Origin of the sequence: Pseudomonas sp. GLN_2, assembly GCF_043106005.1 — a bacterium.
GTDB lineage: Bacteria > Pseudomonadota > Gammaproteobacteria > Pseudomonadales > Pseudomonadaceae > Aquipseudomonas > Aquipseudomonas alloputida.
Window position 1 is genome coordinate 18,512 of sequence record NZ_JBICMC010000074.1, and the last position, 17,524, is coordinate 36,035.

The following is a 17,524-nucleotide window of genomic DNA, read 5'->3' on the forward strand; positions in this document are numbered from 1 at the left end:
TCGTTGGTGCGGATAAGGGATAGCGCCATTTTTGTGATGTGCTTCACAAAATGCTCACGAGCGGCATAATGCCACCATTGCTTTCCAAGACCCGGCCGCCGCTTGCCGGGGTCCCTTTTCATGCGCTTCGAAGGTTCAGGTAAAGTTCATGTCGCTCGCAGCAAACTCCGACATCATGTACCGGCTGTTGATCCAGAGCGTGGTGGATTATGCCATCTACCTGCTCACCCCTGAAGGTATCGTCGCCAACTGGAACCCCGGCGCCCAGCGCGCCAAGGGGTACCGTGCCGAGGAAATCGTCGGCCAGCATTACTCGTTGTTCTACACCGATGCCGAGCGCGTAGCCGGGTTGCCGGCGCTAAACCTGGAGCAGGCGCGCAGCACCGGACGCTTTGAAGAAACGGGCGCACGCCTGCGCAAGGACGGGACGGTCTTCCACGCCCATGTGGTCATCGAAGCGGTGTACGACGATGCCGGGCAACTGGTGGGTTTCGCCAAGGTCACCCGCGACATTTCCGAACGCCACCGCCAGGAGCTCGAACTGCTGCAGGCCAAAGAGCTGGCCGAGCAGTACAGCCAGGAAATGGCCAAGCTTTCGCAGTTTCTCGATTCGGTGATTGCCAACATTCCCGCGAGCGTCATCGTCCAGGACCTGGAAAGCCAGCGCATCCTGTTGGCCAACCAGCAGGCCGAACGCCTGTTCGGCGGGCCGCAGCGCAGCATGATCGGCCAGTTGCCCAAGGAATGCCTGGCGCCGGCTGCCGGTGACTACCTGGAGCAGCAGTTCGTGCGGGGTGCCCGCAGCACCAAGGGACACGCCGCCGAAACGCGCGTCGAGACCGCCCGTGGCCCTCGCACCCTGCGCAGCCGTACCCTGCTCAGCCAGAGCCGCGAGGGGCAGGCCGATTACGTGCTGTTCGTGGCTGAAGACGCCACCGAAGAGCTGGCCGCCCATGCGCAGATCCATCACATGGCGCACCATGACGCGCTCACCGGGCTGCCCAACCGTACGCTGTTCCACGAACGGCTACGCCAGGCCCTGTTGCGCGGCAGCGAAAACGCCAAGCTGACGGCTGCCCTGTGCCTGGACCTGGACAACTTCAAGAACATCAACGACTCCCTTGGCCATGCCTTTGGTGACAAGCTGCTACGCGAGTTGGGCAAGCGTCTGCGCCGCGAACTGCGTGAGCACGACACCTTGGCCCGCCTGGGGGGCGACGAGTTCGCCGTGGTGCTGACGGGCCTGGAGGGGCGGGAGGCCGCGTGTAATACCGCGCAGCGCCTGATCAAGGCCATCAGCCCGCCATTCCAGATCGAAGGGCATCAGTTCGTAGTGGGGGTGAGCATCGGCATCGCCATCGCGCCTGATGACAATGACCAGGCAGAGCAACTGTTGGGTTACGCCGACATGGCCCTGTACCAAGCCAAGCGTAACGGCCGTAATCGTTATGAATGCTTTGATGTCGAACTGGACGTTGCCGCCCGTCAGCGCCGCCTGGTGGAAACCGACCTGCGCACAGCGCTGCACCTGGGGCAGTTGCAGCTGCACTACCAGCCGGTAGTCGATCATCAGACCAGCAGCGTTACCGGTTATGAGGCGCTGCTGCGCTGGGAACACCCGACCCGTGGCATGGTCATGCCGATGGACTTCATCCCCATTGCCGAAGAAACCGGGTTGATCCACGAGCTGGGCAACCGTGCGCTGAATCTGGCTTGCCAGGAGGCGGCCAGTTGGGACAGTGAGCAGACGGTGTCGGTCAACCTGTCGGCGGTGCAGTTCAAGAACGGCGATCTGGTGCATACCGTCGCCCTCGCGCTGGCCGACTCGGGCCTGCCGCCGCAGCGGCTGGAGCTGGAAATTACCGAGTCGGTACTGCTGGGCAACAGCGAGGAAAACGTGCGCACCTTGCGCGCGCTGAAAGACCTGGGCGTGTCCATTTCACTGGATGACTTTGGTACCGGCTACTCATCGTTGGGTTACCTGCGTTCGTTCCCGTTCGACCGGATCAAGATCGACAAGTCGTTCGTGCATGACATGTGCGACAGCCGCGAGGCCATGTCGATCATTCGCGCCATTACCGAGCTGTCCAACAGCCTGATGATCAAGACCACGGCCGAAGGCGTGGAGTCGGAGGAGCAGATGCGCCGGCTCGCGGCGGAAGGCTGTTCGCACTTCCAGGGCTACTTTTACGGGCGGCCGGCACCGGCGAGCGAGCGGTTGAAGCAGGTCATCACGCAAGCATAATGGTTTGCGCGGCCCCTGGCAGGCGCGGCCTCAGCTGTTCCAGTCCGGGGCAAACGGCGGGCTAACCACGCGCTGGTCTTTCGGCAGTCCGGCAATGGCTGCGCGGTCTTCGTCATCCAGCGGCACGGTCAACGCAGCCAGGTTGGCCAGCTGGTTTTCGCGGCTGCTGGCTTTGGGGATCGCCGCCACGCCGTCCTGGTCCAGCAGCCATTTCAGCGCGACCTGGCTGGGCAGTACGCCATGCTTGCGGGCAATCGCCTGGATCACCGGCTGCGCCGCTGCCTGGCCGCGTGCCAGCGGGGTGTAGGCGGTGAGCAACAGGTCATGGCTGCGAGCGAAGTCGAGTAGCGGTTGCTGGCTGAGCAGAACATGGTATTCCACCTGGATCGCCGACAACGGCGCGCCCAGGGTTTCCACCACCTGGCGCAGTAACCCCAACGGGAAGTTGGCCACGCCAATGTGGCGCGCCTTGCCTTCGTCACGCAGGGCTACCAAGGTGTCGATGCTGCGGGCCAGGTCCCAGTCTTTGCCTGGCCAGTGGATGTGGAACAGGTCGACCTGTTCGGTACCCAGCGCACGCAGGCTGTCTTCCAGCGACTGACGCATGGCGTTGGGCTCCAGGCGGTCCCACCAGACCTTCGTGGTCAGGTGGATCTGCTCGCGTGGCACGTCGCTGTCGCGCAGCGCCTGGCCAACGGCTGCTTCGTTTTCGTAGGCGGTGGCAGTGTCGATATGCCGGTAACCCACGTCCAGTGCCTGGCGCACGGCCTGGGTGCATTCACTGCCGGTCATTGGCCAGGTGCCCAGGCCGATGGCGGGCAGGTCCAGGCCGGTGCGGGTGCTGAGCCTTTGCATGTAAATTCCTTGTAGGGTGGGCAGGGGTCGGTCGATGGTCGGCGATCGACAGTGCACGGGCCATGCTTACAAGGTGAAAAGTGGTCGATCACCGAACAGAAATTGCACTTGGCCGGGGCAAGCGGCAAATGAACTTCCTTATGCTGCGGCATCTCTTCTAGAATCCCAGCTGTTACATCCGCCAGGCGATGCCTGCGCGGTCTTCCTTGGGCGGGGCATGTTGCCGCGCCGTCATCGAGAGAGCCATGAGTTCCAGCACACCGCTGTCCGGCGTCAACCAACCCCTGCGTGGCATCGCTTTGGTGGTGGTGGCGACGTTCCTGTTCGCCAGCCACGATGCCTTGTCCAAATTCCTGGGTGGCCTGTACCCGATAGTCATGGTGGTATGGGCGCGTTATGTGGTGCACACGTTGCTGATGGCCGGTATCTTCCTGCCCAAGTCTGGGCTCAATGTATTGCGCACACGTCGGCCGGTACTGCAGACCTTGCGGGCCCTGAGCCTGCTGAGCACCAGCCTGCTGTTCACGACCGGTTTGCAATACCTGCCACTGGCCGAGGCCACGGCCGTCAACTTCCTTGCCCCGGTGCTGGTCACCGCGCTGTCGGCGCCGCTGCTCAAAGAGCGAGTGACAGTGGGGCAGTGGGTGGCGGTGGTCATGGGCTTTATCGGCGTGCTGGTGGTGGTGCACCCGGGTGGGGCGATGTTTACCCCGGCCATTCTGTATCCGTTCGGCTCGGCGTTGGGCTTCTGCTTCTATCAGTTGCTGACGCGCATTCTGGCGGCGCATGACAGCCCGACCACCAGCAACTTCTACGCGGGGCTGTGCAACACCTTGGCAATGAGTGCCCTGGTGCCGTTCTTCTGGGAGGTGCCGCGCTGGGACCATGCCCTGTTGATGCTGGCACTGGGCGGCTTTGGCATGACTGCGCACCTGCTACTGACCCAGGCCTTCCGCCATGCAGCGCCGGCGTTGCTGGCGCCGTTCAGCTATTGCCAGATCGTGTTTGCCGGGTTGCTTGGCTTCGTGGTGTACAGCCAGGTGCCGGATACCCTGAGCCTGGTGGGGATTTTGGTGATCTGCCTCAGTGGGCTTGGCGCAGCGTGGATGCAGCGCAGCAAATAGCAGCTGCGTACTTCAGGCTTTACGGCCGGTAGCAATAGCGTTGTGCTGCGAAGCGGGCATCACGGCGTGGCCATGAACTGCAGGATGCGGTCGCGCAGCCAGCGCTCGGCGGGGTCGTTGTCCTGGGCGCCGCTCCAGACCATCGACAGCTCGGCCTCGGTGATGTCGAACGGCGCTGGGTCGGCGCGCAGGCTGCCGTCGTCGGCGAGGGCACAAGCGGCATAGTCCGGCACCGTGGCGATCAGCTCGGTGTTGCGCAGCAGGGCGCGCAGGCTACCGAACTGGGGCACCGCCAGCACCACCTTGCGGCAACGACCGATGCGTGCCAGGTCGAGGTCGATGTTGCCGCTCATGTCACCGGAAAACGACACCATTACGTGCGGGCGGGCGCAGTATTCGTCGAGGGTCAGCGGCCCCGGGCGGTCGTCGGCGCGCAGCACCCGTACACCGATGTCGCGCAGCTTGCGGCGCTTGGCGGTGGCCGGCAGGTCGGTGGTATAGCTCACACCTACCGAGATCTCGCCGCTGGCCAGAAGGCCCGGCATCAGCAGGAAATTGGCCCGCCGCACTACCACGCTAATGGCGGGGGCTTCTTCACGCAGGGCCTGCAGCAGGGCCGGAAACAGGCCGAACTCGGCATCGTCAGAAAGGCCCAGGCGGAACACGTTGCAGCTGTTGGCCGGGTCGAACTCGCGGGCGCGGCTGATGGCGGCGGAAATCACGTCCATGGCCGGGCCCAGTTCAGCAAAGATCTGCATGGCCCGTGGGGTGGGTTCCATGGCCCGGCCGCTGCGGATCAGCAGCGGGTCGTCGAACAGCTCGCGCAGGCGGGCGAGGGCGGCGCTGACGGTGGATTGGGTGATAAACAGCTTTTCACCCACGCGGGTCAGGTTGCGTTCGATCATCAGGGCTTCGAACAGTACCAGCAGGTTCATGTCGACGCGGCGCAGGTCATTGCGGTTCATGAGGGCTCGGCGTCCTGGGCAAAGGGTATGGCTGTGTATTGAAGCAGGGTGCAGGGCCCTGTGCCTTGTATGGATGTGCCGGCCTTATCGCGGGCTTGACCGCGATGAGGCCGATACAGGCCTGCGCCTGACAGAGTCAGCCTATCAGGCTCCAACAGCCACTCTATTAGAACTCTGCCCAAGCTCGGCTAGTCTTTCACGTGGCCCCGCGAATTCCGCGACAGGGCAGCGCGTCAGCACCTGCGTGCAAGACCGTGTCCCCCCGCCGTGACAGCTTCGCAAGCCCCGTGTACACCTGATGAGGGGTAGTACGAGCCCACCCGCTCGGCTGAAAGAACACTGGCATAGACCGGAAATCTGGATAACCGACCCAAAGGTACCCGCAGATGTCGAACGAATCGAAATGCCCGTTCCATCAAACCGCAGGTGGCGGCACCACCAACCGTGACTGGTGGCCTGACCAGCTCAACCTGAGAATTCTTCACCAGCATTCCTCCAAGTCCAGCCCCGACCCGGACTTCGACTATGCCAAGGCGTTCAAGAGCCTCGACTTCCAGGCCCTGAAGAAAGACCTGACTGCCCTGATGACCGACTCGCAGGATTGGTGGCCGGCCGACTTTGGCCACTACGGCCCGCTGTTCATCCGCATGGCCTGGCACAGCGCGGGCACCTACCGCATTGGTGATGGCCGCGGTGGTGCGGGCTCTGGCCAGCAACGCTTCGCCCCGCTCAACAGCTGGCCGGACAACGTCAGCCTGGACAAGGCCCGGCGCCTGCTGTGGCCGATCAAGCAGAAATACGGCAACAAGATTTCCTGGGCCGACCTGATCGTACTCACCGGTAATGTTGCCCTCGAGTCCATGGGCTTCAAGACCTTCGGCTTCTCCGGCGGGCGTGCCGATGTGTGGGAGCCGGACGAAGACGTGTACTGGGGGTCGGAAAAGGTCTGGTTGGGCGGCGATACCCGTTACGGCAAGGAACAGGTCAAGGCGCAACCGCCGGGGCAGGGTGACCTGGTGGCCGAGCCGGCCAAGCATGGTGAAGAGCAGAATCGCGACCTGTCGGCCGAGCGTAACCTGGAAAACCCGCTGGCCGCCGTGCAGATGGGCCTGATCTACGTGAACCCGGAAGGCCCGGAAGGTAACCCCGACCCCGTGGCCTCGGGCAAGGACATCCGTGAAACCTTTGGCCGCATGGCCATGAACGATGAAGAAACCGTGGCCTTGATCGCCGGTGGTCACGCGTTCGGCAAGACCCATGGTGCCGGCCCCGCCGACAACGTCGGCCCCGAGCCGGAAGCGGCAGGCCTGGAGATGCAGGGCCTGGGCTGGCACAACACGTTTGGCTCCGGCAAAGGCGGGGATACCATCACCAGCGGCCTGGAAGTGACCTGGACCTCCACCCCGACCCGGTGGGGCAACGAGTACCTGAATAACCTGTTCGACTTTGAGTGGGAGCTGACCAAAAGCCCGGCCGGCGCGCACCAGTGGCGGCCGAAAGACGGCAAAGGCGCAGGCACGGTGCCCGATGCACACGATCCCGGTAAAAAGCACGCACCGTCTATGTTGACCTCCGACCTGGCATTGCGTTTCGACCCCATTTACGAGCCAATCGCTCGCCGCTTCAAAGAAAACCCTGACCAGCTGGCGGATGCTTTTGCCCGTGCATGGTACAAGCTGATCCACCGCGACATGGGCCCGCTGGCGCGCTATCTGGGCCCGGAAATGCCCAATGAAGAGTTGCTGTGGCAAGACCCGTTGCCCAAGGCTGACCCATCCACGATCAGCGAGCAAGACATCGCGACCCTCAAGTCCAGGATACTGGCCTCGGGTTTGAGCGTGGGCGAACTGGTCTCCACCGCCTGGGCATCCGCGTCGACCTTCCGCGGCTCCGACAAGCGCGGTGGTGCCAACGGCGCACGTTTGCGCTTGGCGCCACAGAAGGACTGGGCTGCAAACCAGGGCGTGGACAAGGTGCTGGCGGCATTGGAGAAGATCCAGGGCGAGTTCAACAACGGCGGCAAAAAGGTTTCCCTGGCCGACCTGATCGTGCTGGCCGGTACCGCGGCAGTCGAAAAAGCTGCCAAGGATGCGGGTTACAGCGGCAGCGTAGGGTTCCGCCCGGGCCGAGTCGATGCGTCCCAGGAGCAGACCGACGTCGAGTCGTTCGCCGTGCTGGAACCGCTGGCCGATGGCTTCCGCAACTTCACCAAGGCACGCTACAGCGTCAAGGCCGAGAAACTGTTGCTGGACAAGGCGCAGTTGCTGACCCTGACCGCGCCGGAGCTGACCGTGCTGATCGGTGGCCTGCGGGTGCTCGGTGCCAACCATGGTGGCAGCAACCTCGGCGTGTTCACCGACAAGCCGGGGACGCTGAGCAACGACTTCTTCCGCAACTTGCTGGATATGAGCGTGGAGTGGAAACCGACCTCGGCGGACAACGAAACCTTCGAAGGCCGCGACCGCAAGACCGGGCAGGTGAAGTGGAGCGGTAGCCGGGTCGATCTGGTGTTCGGTTCGCATGCCCAGTTGCGGGCGTTGAGCGAGGTGTATGGCAGCAGTGATGGGGGTGACAAGTTTGTCCGCGACTTTGTGGCCGCCTGGCAGAAGGTCATGGAGCTTGACCGCTTTGATTTGAAATAGCGTTGCCTGGCGGGGGGCGCGCTCAGCGCCCCCTTGGCCAGTGGTTATCCCGCCAATTCCAGGTCGGATAGATACAAAAGTGTCCTCGTCGGTTCTGTTGCAATGCTTCTCAGGCGGCCGGCCTGAACAGCGTGCTCACAACGACAAGGAACCCCGACCATGCAAATGCCCAAGACCCTGAAAATCCGCAATGGCGACAAGGTACAACCAACCTTCTCCGCTCAGGAATACGCTGCTCGCCACGCCCGGCTGCGGGCCTATATGGCCGAGCAGGACATTGAGGCGGCAATCTTCACCTCGTATCACAACGTCAACTATTACAGCGATTTCCTTTACTGCTCGTTCGGCCGCCCTTATGCGCTGGTGATCACCCAGGACAAGGTGGTCTCGATCAGCGCCAATATCGACGGCGGGCAACCCTGGCGGCGCACGGTGGGCACTGACAACATCGTCTACACCGACTGGCAGCGCGACAACTATTTCGTCGCCATCCAGCAGGCGTTGCCGCTGGCCTCGCGCATCGGCGTGGAGTACGACCACCTGAACCTGCAGAACCACGGCAAATTCGCCGCCTGCTACCCCAAGGCCGAGCTGGTGGACATCGCTGCGCCGTGCATGCGTATGCGCATGATCAAGTCGGCCGAGGAGCAGGCGCTTATCCGTCACGGTGCACAGGTGGCCGACATCGGCGGGGCGGCAGTGGTCGAGGCCCTGCGTGAGCAGGTGCCCGAGTACGAGGTGGCACTGCATGCCACCCAGGCGATGGTGCGCGAAATTGCCAAACGCTTCCCCGACGCCGAGCTGATGGACACCTGGACCTGGTTCCAGTCCGGGCTCAACACCGATGGCGCACACAACCCGGTCACCAGCCGCCGTGTGGGCAAGGGCGAGATCCTCAGCCTCAACTGTTTCCCCATGATCGCCGGCTACTACACCGCGCTGGAGCGCACCCTGTTCCTTGATCACTGCCCGGACGAGTACCTGCGTCTGTGGCAGGCCAACGTCGAAGTGCACGAAGCCGGGCTGCAACTGGTGCGCCCAGGCATGCGCTGTAGCGATATCGCCCGCGAACTGAACGAGATCTTCCTGCGCCACGACCTGCTGCAGTACCGCACCTTCGGGTATGGCCATTCGTTCGGCACGCTCAGCCATTACTACGGCCGCGAGGCTGGGCTGGAGCTGCGCGAGGACATCGATACCGTGCTGGAGCCGGGCATGGTGGTGTCGATCGAGCCGATGATCATGCTGCCTGAAGGGCGACCGGGGGCGGGCGGTTATCGCGAGCACGACATCCTGATCGTCAACGACAGCGGCGCCGAGAACATCACCAGGTTCCCGTATGGGCCGGAGCACAACATCATTCACAAATAAGCATCGGCGTCGGCTGCTCCGCGGGCAAGCCCGCTCCTACGGGGATTTCACCGTTGTCGTAGGCGCGGGTTCACCCGCGAAAAGGCCGGCCCAGACAACAACAAGATCCCCGTATGACCACCAGACCCTGCCTCCAATTAAAAGAACCAGAGGGTACCCGTCATGTCCAGCACCACCCTAGACCCATCCGCCATCGCCGGCCCCGCGCACAACGCCGAACGCCAGGCGCTGCGCAAGGCCGCCCGGGCCAGCTTCATGGGCAACTTCGTCGAGTGGTTCGACTACGCCGCCTACGGCTATCTGGCTACCATCATCGCCGCCACCTTCTTCCCGCAAACTGACAAGACCACCGGCCTGCTGGCTACCTTCGCGGTATTCGCGTTGTCTTTCCTGGTACGCCCGCTGGGCGGCATTGTCTGGGGCCATTTCGGCGACCGACACGGTCGGCGCAACGCGTTGTCCTGGTCGATCCTGATCATGTCGGTATCCACCTTCTGCATCGGCTTGTTGCCGGGCTATGCGCAGATCGGGCTGTGGGCGCCGGCCTTGCTGTTGCTGATCCGCCTGGTACAGGGGTTTTCCGCCTCGGGTGAGTACGCCGGGGCCGCTGCGTTCCTGGCCGAGTACGCGCCGCCTGGGCGGCGTGGCTTGTACACCAGCATCGTGCCGGCCAGCACGGCGGCGGGGTTGTTGTTCGGTGCGGCGTTCGTTGCGGTGCTGCATGAGCTGCTCAGCAGTGAAGCCCTGCATGAGTGGGGCTGGCGCCTGCCGTTCCTGCTGGCGGCGCCGTTCGGCCTGGTAGGGCGCTATATCCGCATGAGCTTGCAGGACACGCCCAAGTTCCTGGAGATGGAGCAGCGCCTGGAAACCAAGGCCGGCATGGCCACGACGCCGCTGCGCGAACTGCTGGGCCAGCACCGGCGCAGTCTGGCGATCGGCATGGGTGTCACCTGCCTGAATGCGGTTGCGTTCTACCTGTTGCTCAGTTACATGCCGACCTACCTGTCCAGTGAAATGGGCATGAGCGAGCGGGATTCGTTCATCGCCTCGACGGTGTCGCTGGCCACCTATATCGGCTTGATCTTCCTGATGGGGCGGCTGTCCGACCAGTTTGGTCGCAAGACCATGCTGGTGGTGGCCTCGCTGTTGTTCCTGGGGTTGACCGTGCCGTTGTTTCGCCTGCTGGACGGCCAGCCGCTGCTGGTGATTCTGGCCATCCAGATCCTTTTCGGTGCGATGCTGGCGATGAACGATGGGACCTTGCCGTGCCTGCTGGCCGAAATCTTTCCGACCCGGGTGCGCTTCAGCGGCTTTGCCCTGAGCTTCAATGTGGCCAATTCGCTGTTTGGCGGGACTGCGCCGTTCATTGCCACCTGGCTGATTCAGGTGACGGGCAGCAAGCTGGCTCCGGCAGGATACTTGCTGGCGGCAGCACTGGTGGCGCTGGTGGCCATGCTGATGTGTCGGGAGACGGCGCACGGGGCCCTTGAAGATTAGTTGACCTGCACTGGCCTCTTCGCGGGCAAGCCCGCTCCTACAACGGCCTGTGGCGGACCACCGATGTGCGTGTAGGCGCGGGTTTACCCGCGAAGAGGCCAGCAATGCCAATACCTGACCCAAGTCAGTGGAGAGAGGCCTGGCGCCGCTCCCCTAAAGGCGACAGCCCGAAGAACCGGCTATAACTCTTGGAAAAATGCGCAGGCGAACTGAAGCCACAGGCCAGCGCTACCTCACGCACTTGCACGTCGCTGCGCAGCAGTAACTCCCGCGCCCGCGACAGCCGCAGCTCCAGGTAATACTGGCTGGGTGTGCGCTGCAGGTACTTGTGGAACAGCCGCTCCAATTGGCGCACGGTCACGTCGTTGAGGCTGGCCAGTTCCTCCAGCCCCAGCGGTTCCTCCAGATTGGCCTCCATGATCGCCACCACCTGGCTCAGTTTGGGCTGGGCGCTGCCGAGCAGGGTGCGCAGCGGCACACGCTGCCGCTCACGCTCACCGCGTACGCGGTCGCACAGCAACAGCTCGGCGGCCTTGGCCGCGATGTCCTGGCCGCCCGTGTCGCGGGCCACCAGTTGCAACATCATGTCCATGGCTGCCACGCCGCCTGAGCAGGTGTAACGGTCGCGGTCCAGTTCGAACAGCTGGCTGGAGATCACAATACCGGGGAAGTGTGCCTGCAACGTCGGCAGGTCTTCCCAGTGGATGGTGCAGCGGTAACCCTTGAGCAATTCGGCCTTGGCCAACAGGTAGCTACCGGTGCAGATACCGCCTAGCGGCAAGCGCTGGCGGGCCAGTTGGCGCAACCAGTCGATCAATGGGCGGTTGCTACGGCTTCGGTCGATCGGGTTGGCGCCGACCACCAGCAAGGCATCCAGCGCGGGGGCGTTGGCGATGTTGTAGTCGGGCAGTACGCGCATGCCGTTGCTGGCCACCACCGGCGCCTCGTCTGCGGCGATCAGCACACTGCGATACAGCGGCTTGCGCGCGGCCAGGTTGGCCATGCGCAGGGTCTCAACCGCCGACGCAAGGCCGATGGTGGTGAAATTGGGCAAAATCAGGAAGCCAAAGGTCTTTGCCGAACAATTCTTTACACTAGACGGCGATAGGTTTGCAGAAGCGGGGTGGACCATTGCGCTGTTCCTGTGCAAGCTGAGGCCTGGTTGGTCAGGGGCAGTGAGAAAGCAGAGCCTCGCGCGGTTCTTGTTGTTATGGGTCGTTGCCGGGTCGATCATACACCCCGGATGCAGCGGCCAGGAATGGCCCCGCCGGCTGGCAGGGCCGACAGTGATTGCACAGAGAAGGTGAGCGTCAGTGAACCCCGAAAACATGCTGGCGGGCTTGCCAGGCTATGCCATGGCCCCCGAAGCGATCCAGGTGCTGCCCGATGCCAGGGCTTACCGCGCCTGCCTGTTCGAGCGCATCCGTACGGCGACTCGGCGTATCGTTATCGTCGCGCTGTACCTGCAGGAGGATGAGGCTGGCCAGGAAGTCCTGGATGCCTTGTACCAGGCCAAGGCCGAGCGGCCAGGCCTGGAGATCACCATCGTGGTCGACTGGTTCCGCGCCAGGCGCGGGCTGCTGGGGGCCGGGCGTCAGCCGGGCAATGCCGCCTGGTATCAGGCCCAGCGTCAGTTGCGCGGGCTGGACATCGCGATTCATGGCGTGCCAGTGCAGACCCGCGAACTGTTCGGGGTGCTGCACCTCAAAGGCAGCATCATCGACGATTGCGTGATCTACACCGGCGCCAGTCTGAACAACGTCTACCTGCATCGTTTCGATCGCTATCGCCTGGATCGCTACCACCTGTTCCAGTCACCGGCACTGGCTGATGCCATGGTCGGCCTGGTTCAGCGTTTGCTGCACCATACCGCCACGCCGCGCCTCGACCTGCCGGCGCCACCTTCTACCCGCAGTTTGCGCGGTGACATTCGGCGTTTGCGCGCACGGCTGCGGCGCATGGCCTACGAGGTACCGGCCAGCGTGACGGGGCAGGGCCTGCAGGTGATCCCGCTGCTGGGTGTGGGCCGTGGCAATCCACTGAACCGGGCGCTGTGCGCCTTGCTGGCAGTGGCGCGCACGCAGATCATCATCAGTACGCCGTATTTCAACCCGCCGCAGGTCGTGATGCGCGAACTTGACCATGCCCTGGCACGGGGGGTTGGGGTGGAACTGATTGTCGGTGACCGCACCGCCAACGACTTCTACATCGCCCCTGGCGAGCCGTTCAGTGCCAGTGGTGCATTGCCCTATCTGTATGAGGACAACCTGCGCGCCTTTGCCCGCCGCCGCCACGCCGCGATTGCCAGTGGCCAGCTGCAAGTACGCATCTGGAACGACCCGGGGCATACCTTCCATGCCAAGGGTGTGTGGATCGATCAGCGTTATTCGCTGCTGACCGGCAACAACCTGAACCCGCGCGGGTTCAACCTGGACCTGGAGAACGGCCTGCTGATCGACGACCCGCAGGGGCAATGGCTGGCGCCACGGGAAGCGGAGTTGAGCGAACTGCGGCGCTTTGCGCCGAGAATCGGTTCGGCAGAGGCGCTGGGGGAGAAGGCGGAACATCCCAAGCAAGTGCGCAAGTTTCTGCGTCGGTTGCGCTATAGCCGGTTGGAACCGTTGATCAAGCGGGTGCTCTGACATCGCCTGTACGGGCCCTGTCGCCAGCGAGCCAGCGACAGGGTCAGAGTGGTGCGCACCGCGCATTGATGTCATTATGATATTGCTGCCCACGGCCCTTTGTCAGGGGCTGGATTACAATGTGCAGGCAACACTGCAAGGCCCCTCTGAAACGTGATCACGGTCGCAGACAGTCGGGCCTTTTCCCGTTAACCAGACAGGCCAATGCGTATATGGCATTAGATCCACCCACGATGCTGACTATTACAGTCGCTTTGGCCGCTGCGGCCGCCTTGTATTTGGCGATTGAATGGCGGAGTGTGCGCGAACCCTCGTTGCTTTACTGGAGTGCGGGTTTCGCCACGATTACGGTTGGTAGCACTCTGGCATTGTTGCGCGGGATCGGCTTGCTGTTCATCGGTATCTGGTTCGCCAATGGCTTGCTGGTGGTGGCCCACGTTTTTTTCCTGATCGGCGTGCTGCGCTTCACCCAGGAGCGCTTGTCACGTGCCTGGCTGTTGATTGTGCTGGTCTGGTTCGCCTTGCTGCTGCTGCCTGTGGGCCCGCAGTGGTCGAAGGTGATGCTGATGGTCAACTCATTATTGGTGGCCTCGCTGACGCTCAAGGCCAGTTTCCTGCTGCGGCCACATGGCAAATCCCTGAGTGTCGGGGCCGTGCAGCTGCGCTATGTGTTGCTGATCCATGGGCTGTTCTATGTGGCCAAGGCGGCCATCGCGATCACGCCAGGCACGCTGATTGACCTGGCGACCTTTGGCGGGCTGATCATTCAGGTTTCGCTGGTGGAAGGCGCGATGGCGATCATGCTGATTGCCTTGTCGATGACCGGCACCGTACGTTACCGGCGTGAAGAGCGGATTGCCCGGCTGGCAGCCCGTGACCCGCTGACTGCGCTTTACAACCGGCGTGCACTGGAGGTGAGGGCGGGGCATTTCTTCAAGGACGTGAGCCCGGCGCAACCTGGGGCATTGCTACTGATCGACATCGACAACTTCAAACTGGTCAACGACCTGCACGGGCATATCGCCGGCGACCGTTTGCTGATTGCCTTGAGCGAGATGATTCGTACGGCGCTGCCCGAGCGCTCGCTGGCGGCGCGATTGGGCGGGGATGAATTCGTCATCTTGCTCAGTGGCGCGAGCAGTGAACGGGTCATGGAACTGGGTAGTGGGCTGCGTGAGCAGTTCCAGCAGTACGCCGACAAGACGGTGCCTACGCCCCAGGCGGTGACCTTGAGCATTGGTGCCAACGTGTTCGATCAGCCGCCGGCGAGCCTGGCGGCGTTGATCGAGCAGGGGGATGTGGCGTTGTACCAGTCCAAACGTGGGGGGCGCGACAGCATTCGGTTTTTCGAGCGGACGGTGGTTGAACTCCGGCAGTGAGCGAATCACCTAGGTGGGTGAGCTCTCATGTAACCCATGTGGGTGATCCGTACAGACGCTCCCGTCATCCGGCCCCCGCGTTTGACGGGCATCCATGCCCGTCATCAGCAAAGCAGCGTGGTCAGGTTGCCACCTGATAGCACGGTACATACGCCGCGCCGCCGGGCAGCTTCATCCGGTGCTGGTCGACAAATGCCTGCAGCAGCCGGCCCAGCGGGTCCAGTACGGCGCTGTCACCGTGGATCTGATACGGCCCGTGTTCCTCGATCAGGCGGATGCCTTTGTCCTTGACGTTGCCTGCGACAATCCCGGAAAACGCCCGGCGCAGGTTGGCCGCCAGTTCATGGGGCGGCAGCTCACGACGCAAGTCCAGGTCGGCCATGGCCTGGTGGGTCGGGTCGAACGGTCGCTGGAAGCTCTCCTCGATCTTCAGCAGCCAGTTGAAGTGGAAGGCATCGTTGCGCTCGCGGCGGAACTGCTTGACCGCTTTGAGGCCTTCGACCATGTGCCGGGCGACTTCCGCCGGGTCATCAATGATGATTTCGTACAGGCGATGTGCCGCTTCACCCAGCGTGGCGCCGACGAAAGCGTGCAACTGTTGCAGATAAGGCTCGGCGCTGCGCGGGCCGGTGAGCACCACCGGGAACGGCAGGTCGTGGTTGTCCGGGTGCATGAGGATGCCCAGCAGGTACAGGAACTCCTCCGCCGTGCCGGCACCGCCCGGGAAGATGATGATGCCGTGACCGACACGCACGAAGGCCTCCAGGCGCTTCTCGATGTCTGGCAGGATCACCAGTTCGTTGACGATCGGGTTGGGCGCCTCGGCGGCGATGATGCCAGGCTCGGTCAGGCCCAGGTAGCGGCTGCCATGCATGCGTTGCTTGGCGTGGGCGATGGTGGCGCCCTTCATCGGGCCTTTCATCACACCCGGGCCGCAGCCGGTGCAGACATCCAGCTTGCGCAGGCCCAGTTCGTGGCCGACCTTCTTGGTGTACTGGTATTCCTCGGTGCTGATCGAGTGGCCGCCCCAACACACCACCATCTTCGGCTCCACGCCCGGGCGCAAGGTACGCGCGTTGCGCAGCAGGTGGAAAACGTAGTCGGTGATGCCCTGGGAGCTTTCCAGGTCGATGCGCTGGCTGGCCAGCTCGCTTTCGGTGTAGACGATGTCGCGCAAGGCGCTGAACAGCATTTCACGGGTGCTGGCGATCATTTCGCCATCGACGAAGGCGTCGGCCGGGGCGTTCAGCAGCTCCAGGCGCACGCCGCGGTCCTGTTGGTGGATACGCACCTCGAAGTCTTTGTAGGCCTCAAGGATAGTCTTGGCATTGTCAACATGGGCGCCAGTGTTGAGGATTGCCAGGGCGCACTGGCGGAACAGTGTGTAAAGGCTACCGGTACCGACTTCACTCAGTTGCTGCACTTCACGTTGTGACAGCGTCTCCAGGCTGCCTTTGGGGCTGACGGATGCATTGATGACATGGCGTTGAGGCATCTAAGTCTTTCCTGTGCGGGTAAAACATCCTTCTTTGACACCACCATACCGAGAAATGTGGACGGCAACGAGGGGGGCTGCGAAAAACCTTGAGACCGGCGGGCCTGCTTCGCGAGTAAACCCGCTCCTATACAGGTACGGCGCAAGCCTTGATGGCGGTGCAGACCTGTGTAGGAGCGGGTTTACCCGCGAAGCAGCCGACTCGGTCTCCCGTCAGCCCAACAGCTTCTGCACCCCCAGGGTAATCGCCAACCCCCCGCCAACCAGCCACAGGTTGAGGATTGCCCCTGTCGCCAGCGCCCGTGGCCCGGCCTGGCGAATCTGGCTGAAGCGGGTCTCCATGCCCAACGCCGTCATGGCCATGGTCAAGGCAAAGGTGTCCAGGCTGTTCACCGCCTGGGTCACGCTGCCAGGCAGCACTTGCAGTGAATTCACCAGTACCAGTGCCAGGAAGCCAAAAGCGAACCAGGGCATGGCAATGCGCCCGTTGCCCTGCGCCTGGCCAGGCTTGCGCGAACGGCTGATCCACAGGCCCACCACCAGCAGTACCGGCACCAGCAGCATGACCCGGGTCATCTTGACGATGGTGGCGACATGCGTGGCTTCGGGGCTGACATTGCTGGCCGCGCCTACCACCTGCGCCACTTCGTGGACAGTGCCGCCCAGCAACAGCCCGGCGCCCATGGTATCCAGATGCAGCCAGCCGGCATTGATCGCCAGTGGGTAAAGGAACATCGACAAGGTACCGAACAGCACCACGCTTCCGACTGCCATGGCGCTTTTATGGGGGGCGCTGCGCAGCGCCGATTCAAATGCCAGCACGGCGGCAGCGCCGCAGATAGCGCTGCCGGCGGCGGTGAGCAAGGCGGTATCGCGGTCGAGCTTGAACACTTTCATGCCACACCACAGGCCGATCAGCAGGGTACTGGTGACTACCAGCACCGACACGATAAGCCCCGACCAGCCGACTTCGGCAATTTCCTGCAGGCTTACCCGCAGGCCAAAAAATGCCACAGCAATGCGTAACAGGCCGCGTGCGGAAAAATTGATGCCTGCCGCCCAGCTTGCCGGTACGCCGTCACGCAACGCGTTGCCATACAAGGCACCTGCGACGATACCCACGATCAGCGGGCTGATGCCCAGGTTGGCAATAGCGGGCAGGGCCGCCAGTTGAGTGACTGCGACCGCGAACAGCGCGACGAAAAGAATGCCATTGAGCCGCCCTCGGGTGGAGAGGGTAGGGGCAAAGGCAGGGTTGGACGGAACCGTGGCCATGTGAGTCCTCCGGAAAAGGTGTTTCGACAAGGCC

General features: G+C 63.1%; 12 protein-coding genes. 7 read left to right on the forward strand and 5 right to left on the reverse strand.

The genetic code is table 11. The annotated features are described in order from the left end of the window. Window positions 1-148: 148 nt before the first annotated feature. The gene (locus tag ACF8Q6_RS16505) at window positions 149-2,245 is read left to right on the forward strand and encodes a putative bifunctional diguanylate cyclase/phosphodiesterase (RefSeq protein WP_392499118.1); all 2,097 of its coding nucleotides are present in this window, start codon (window positions 149-151) and stop codon (window positions 2,243-2,245) included. Between the two features lie 30 nt (window positions 2,246-2,275). On the opposite strand, the gene ACF8Q6_RS16510 is transcribed toward ACF8Q6_RS16505, so the two are convergent. Continuing rightward, entirely contained in the window at window positions 2,276-3,100 is an 825-nt protein-coding gene (locus ACF8Q6_RS16510) for an aldo/keto reductase (protein WP_392490708.1), read from the reverse strand. Window positions 3,101-3,345: 245 nt separating this feature from the next. Here ACF8Q6_RS16510 and ACF8Q6_RS16515 point away from each other — a divergent pair, with 245 nt between their 5' ends. After that, window positions 3,346-4,224: a DMT family transporter gene (locus ACF8Q6_RS16515; RefSeq protein WP_003256106.1), complete on the forward strand. Its 879-nt coding sequence runs from the start codon at window positions 3,346-3,348 to the stop codon at window positions 4,222-4,224. A gap of 59 nt (window positions 4,225-4,283) precedes the next feature. Here the strand turns inward: ACF8Q6_RS16515 and ACF8Q6_RS16520 are convergent, their stop codons facing one another. Then, the gene (locus ACF8Q6_RS16520) at window positions 4,284-5,189 is read right to left on the reverse strand and encodes a LysR family transcriptional regulator (protein ID WP_012051988.1); all 906 of its coding nucleotides are present in this window, start codon (window positions 5,187-5,189) and stop codon (window positions 4,284-4,286) included. 386 nt (window positions 5,190-5,575) lie between these two features. Between ACF8Q6_RS16520 and katG the strand changes: the two genes are divergently transcribed. From katG to ACF8Q6_RS16535, 3 genes are all read left to right on the forward strand, one after another. Continuing rightward, on the forward strand, window positions 5,576-7,831 hold the full coding sequence (katG, locus tag ACF8Q6_RS16525) for a catalase/peroxidase HPI (protein ID WP_392490709.1): 2,256 nt from the start codon (window positions 5,576-5,578) through the stop codon (window positions 7,829-7,831). A gap of 159 nt (window positions 7,832-7,990) precedes the next feature. Next, a complete protein-coding gene (locus ACF8Q6_RS16530; protein WP_392490710.1) occupies window positions 7,991-9,202 on the forward strand; it encodes a M24 family metallopeptidase in 1,212 nt (403 codons plus the stop codon). A gap of 162 nt (window positions 9,203-9,364) precedes the next feature. Beyond that, complete coding sequence (locus ACF8Q6_RS16535) at window positions 9,365-10,699, forward strand: MFS transporter (protein WP_336088558.1); 1,335 nt, start codon at window positions 9,365-9,367, stop codon at window positions 10,697-10,699. Window positions 10,700-10,823: 124 nt separating this feature from the next. Here ACF8Q6_RS16535 and ACF8Q6_RS16540 read toward each other — a convergent pair whose 3' ends face one another. After that, window positions 10,824-11,831, reverse strand: a complete 1,008-nt coding sequence (locus ACF8Q6_RS16540; RefSeq protein WP_392490903.1) for a GlxA family transcriptional regulator — start codon at window positions 11,829-11,831, stop codon at window positions 10,824-10,826. Window positions 11,832-12,012: 181 nt separating this feature from the next. On the opposite strand from ACF8Q6_RS16540, the gene pssA reads away from it, so the two are divergent. After that, the gene (gene pssA, locus ACF8Q6_RS16545) at window positions 12,013-13,341 is read left to right on the forward strand and encodes a CDP-diacylglycerol--serine O-phosphatidyltransferase (protein WP_392490902.1); all 1,329 of its coding nucleotides are present in this window, start codon (window positions 12,013-12,015) and stop codon (window positions 13,339-13,341) included. Window positions 13,342-13,574: 233 nt separating this feature from the next. After that, window positions 13,575-14,720: a GGDEF domain-containing protein gene (locus ACF8Q6_RS16550; RefSeq protein WP_143493915.1), complete on the forward strand. Its 1,146-nt coding sequence runs from the start codon at window positions 13,575-13,577 to the stop codon at window positions 14,718-14,720. Window positions 14,721-14,841: 121 nt separating this feature from the next. On the opposite strand, the gene ppnN is transcribed toward ACF8Q6_RS16550, so the two are convergent. Both ppnN and ACF8Q6_RS16560 read right to left on the reverse strand, forming a co-directional pair. After that, entirely contained in the window at window positions 14,842-16,215 is a 1,374-nt protein-coding gene (gene ppnN, locus ACF8Q6_RS16555; protein WP_003256095.1) for a nucleotide 5'-monophosphate nucleosidase PpnN, read from the reverse strand. A gap of 213 nt (window positions 16,216-16,428) precedes the next feature. Next, on the reverse strand, window positions 16,429-17,490 hold the full coding sequence (locus ACF8Q6_RS16560; protein WP_019751092.1) for a YeiH family protein: 1,062 nt from the start codon (window positions 17,488-17,490) through the stop codon (window positions 16,429-16,431). Window positions 17,491-17,524: the final 34 nt, after the last annotated feature.

Bases quoted from the DNA above. Each gene is read 5' to 3' on its own strand.
- ACF8Q6_RS16540 (WP_392490903.1), bottom strand. From the start codon at position 11,831: ATGGTCCACCCCGCTTCTGCAAACCTATCGCCGTCTAGTGTAAAGAAT.
- ACF8Q6_RS16510 (WP_392490708.1), bottom strand. From the start codon at position 3,100: ATGCAAAGGCTCAGCACCCGCACCGGCCTGGACCTGCCCGCCATCGGC.
- ACF8Q6_RS16560 (WP_019751092.1), bottom strand. From the start codon at position 17,490: ATGGCCACGGTTCCGTCCAACCCTGCCTTTGCCCCTACCCTCTCCACC.
- ACF8Q6_RS16505 (WP_392499118.1), top strand. From the start codon at position 149: ATGTCGCTCGCAGCAAACTCCGACATCATGTACCGGCTGTTGATCCAG.
- ACF8Q6_RS16535 (WP_336088558.1), top strand. From the start codon at position 9,365: ATGTCCAGCACCACCCTAGACCCATCCGCCATCGCCGGCCCCGCGCAC.
- ACF8Q6_RS16530 (WP_392490710.1), top strand. From the start codon at position 7,991: ATGCAAATGCCCAAGACCCTGAAAATCCGCAATGGCGACAAGGTACAA.
- katG (WP_392490709.1), top strand. From the start codon at position 5,576: ATGTCGAACGAATCGAAATGCCCGTTCCATCAAACCGCAGGTGGCGGC.
- ACF8Q6_RS16520 (WP_012051988.1), bottom strand. From the start codon at position 5,189: ATGAACCGCAATGACCTGCGCCGCGTCGACATGAACCTGCTGGTACTG.
- ACF8Q6_RS16550 (WP_143493915.1), top strand. From the start codon at position 13,575: ATGCTGACTATTACAGTCGCTTTGGCCGCTGCGGCCGCCTTGTATTTG.
- ACF8Q6_RS16515 (WP_003256106.1), top strand. From the start codon at position 3,346: ATGAGTTCCAGCACACCGCTGTCCGGCGTCAACCAACCCCTGCGTGGC.
- ppnN (WP_003256095.1), bottom strand. From the start codon at position 16,215: ATGCCTCAACGCCATGTCATCAATGCATCCGTCAGCCCCAAAGGCAGC.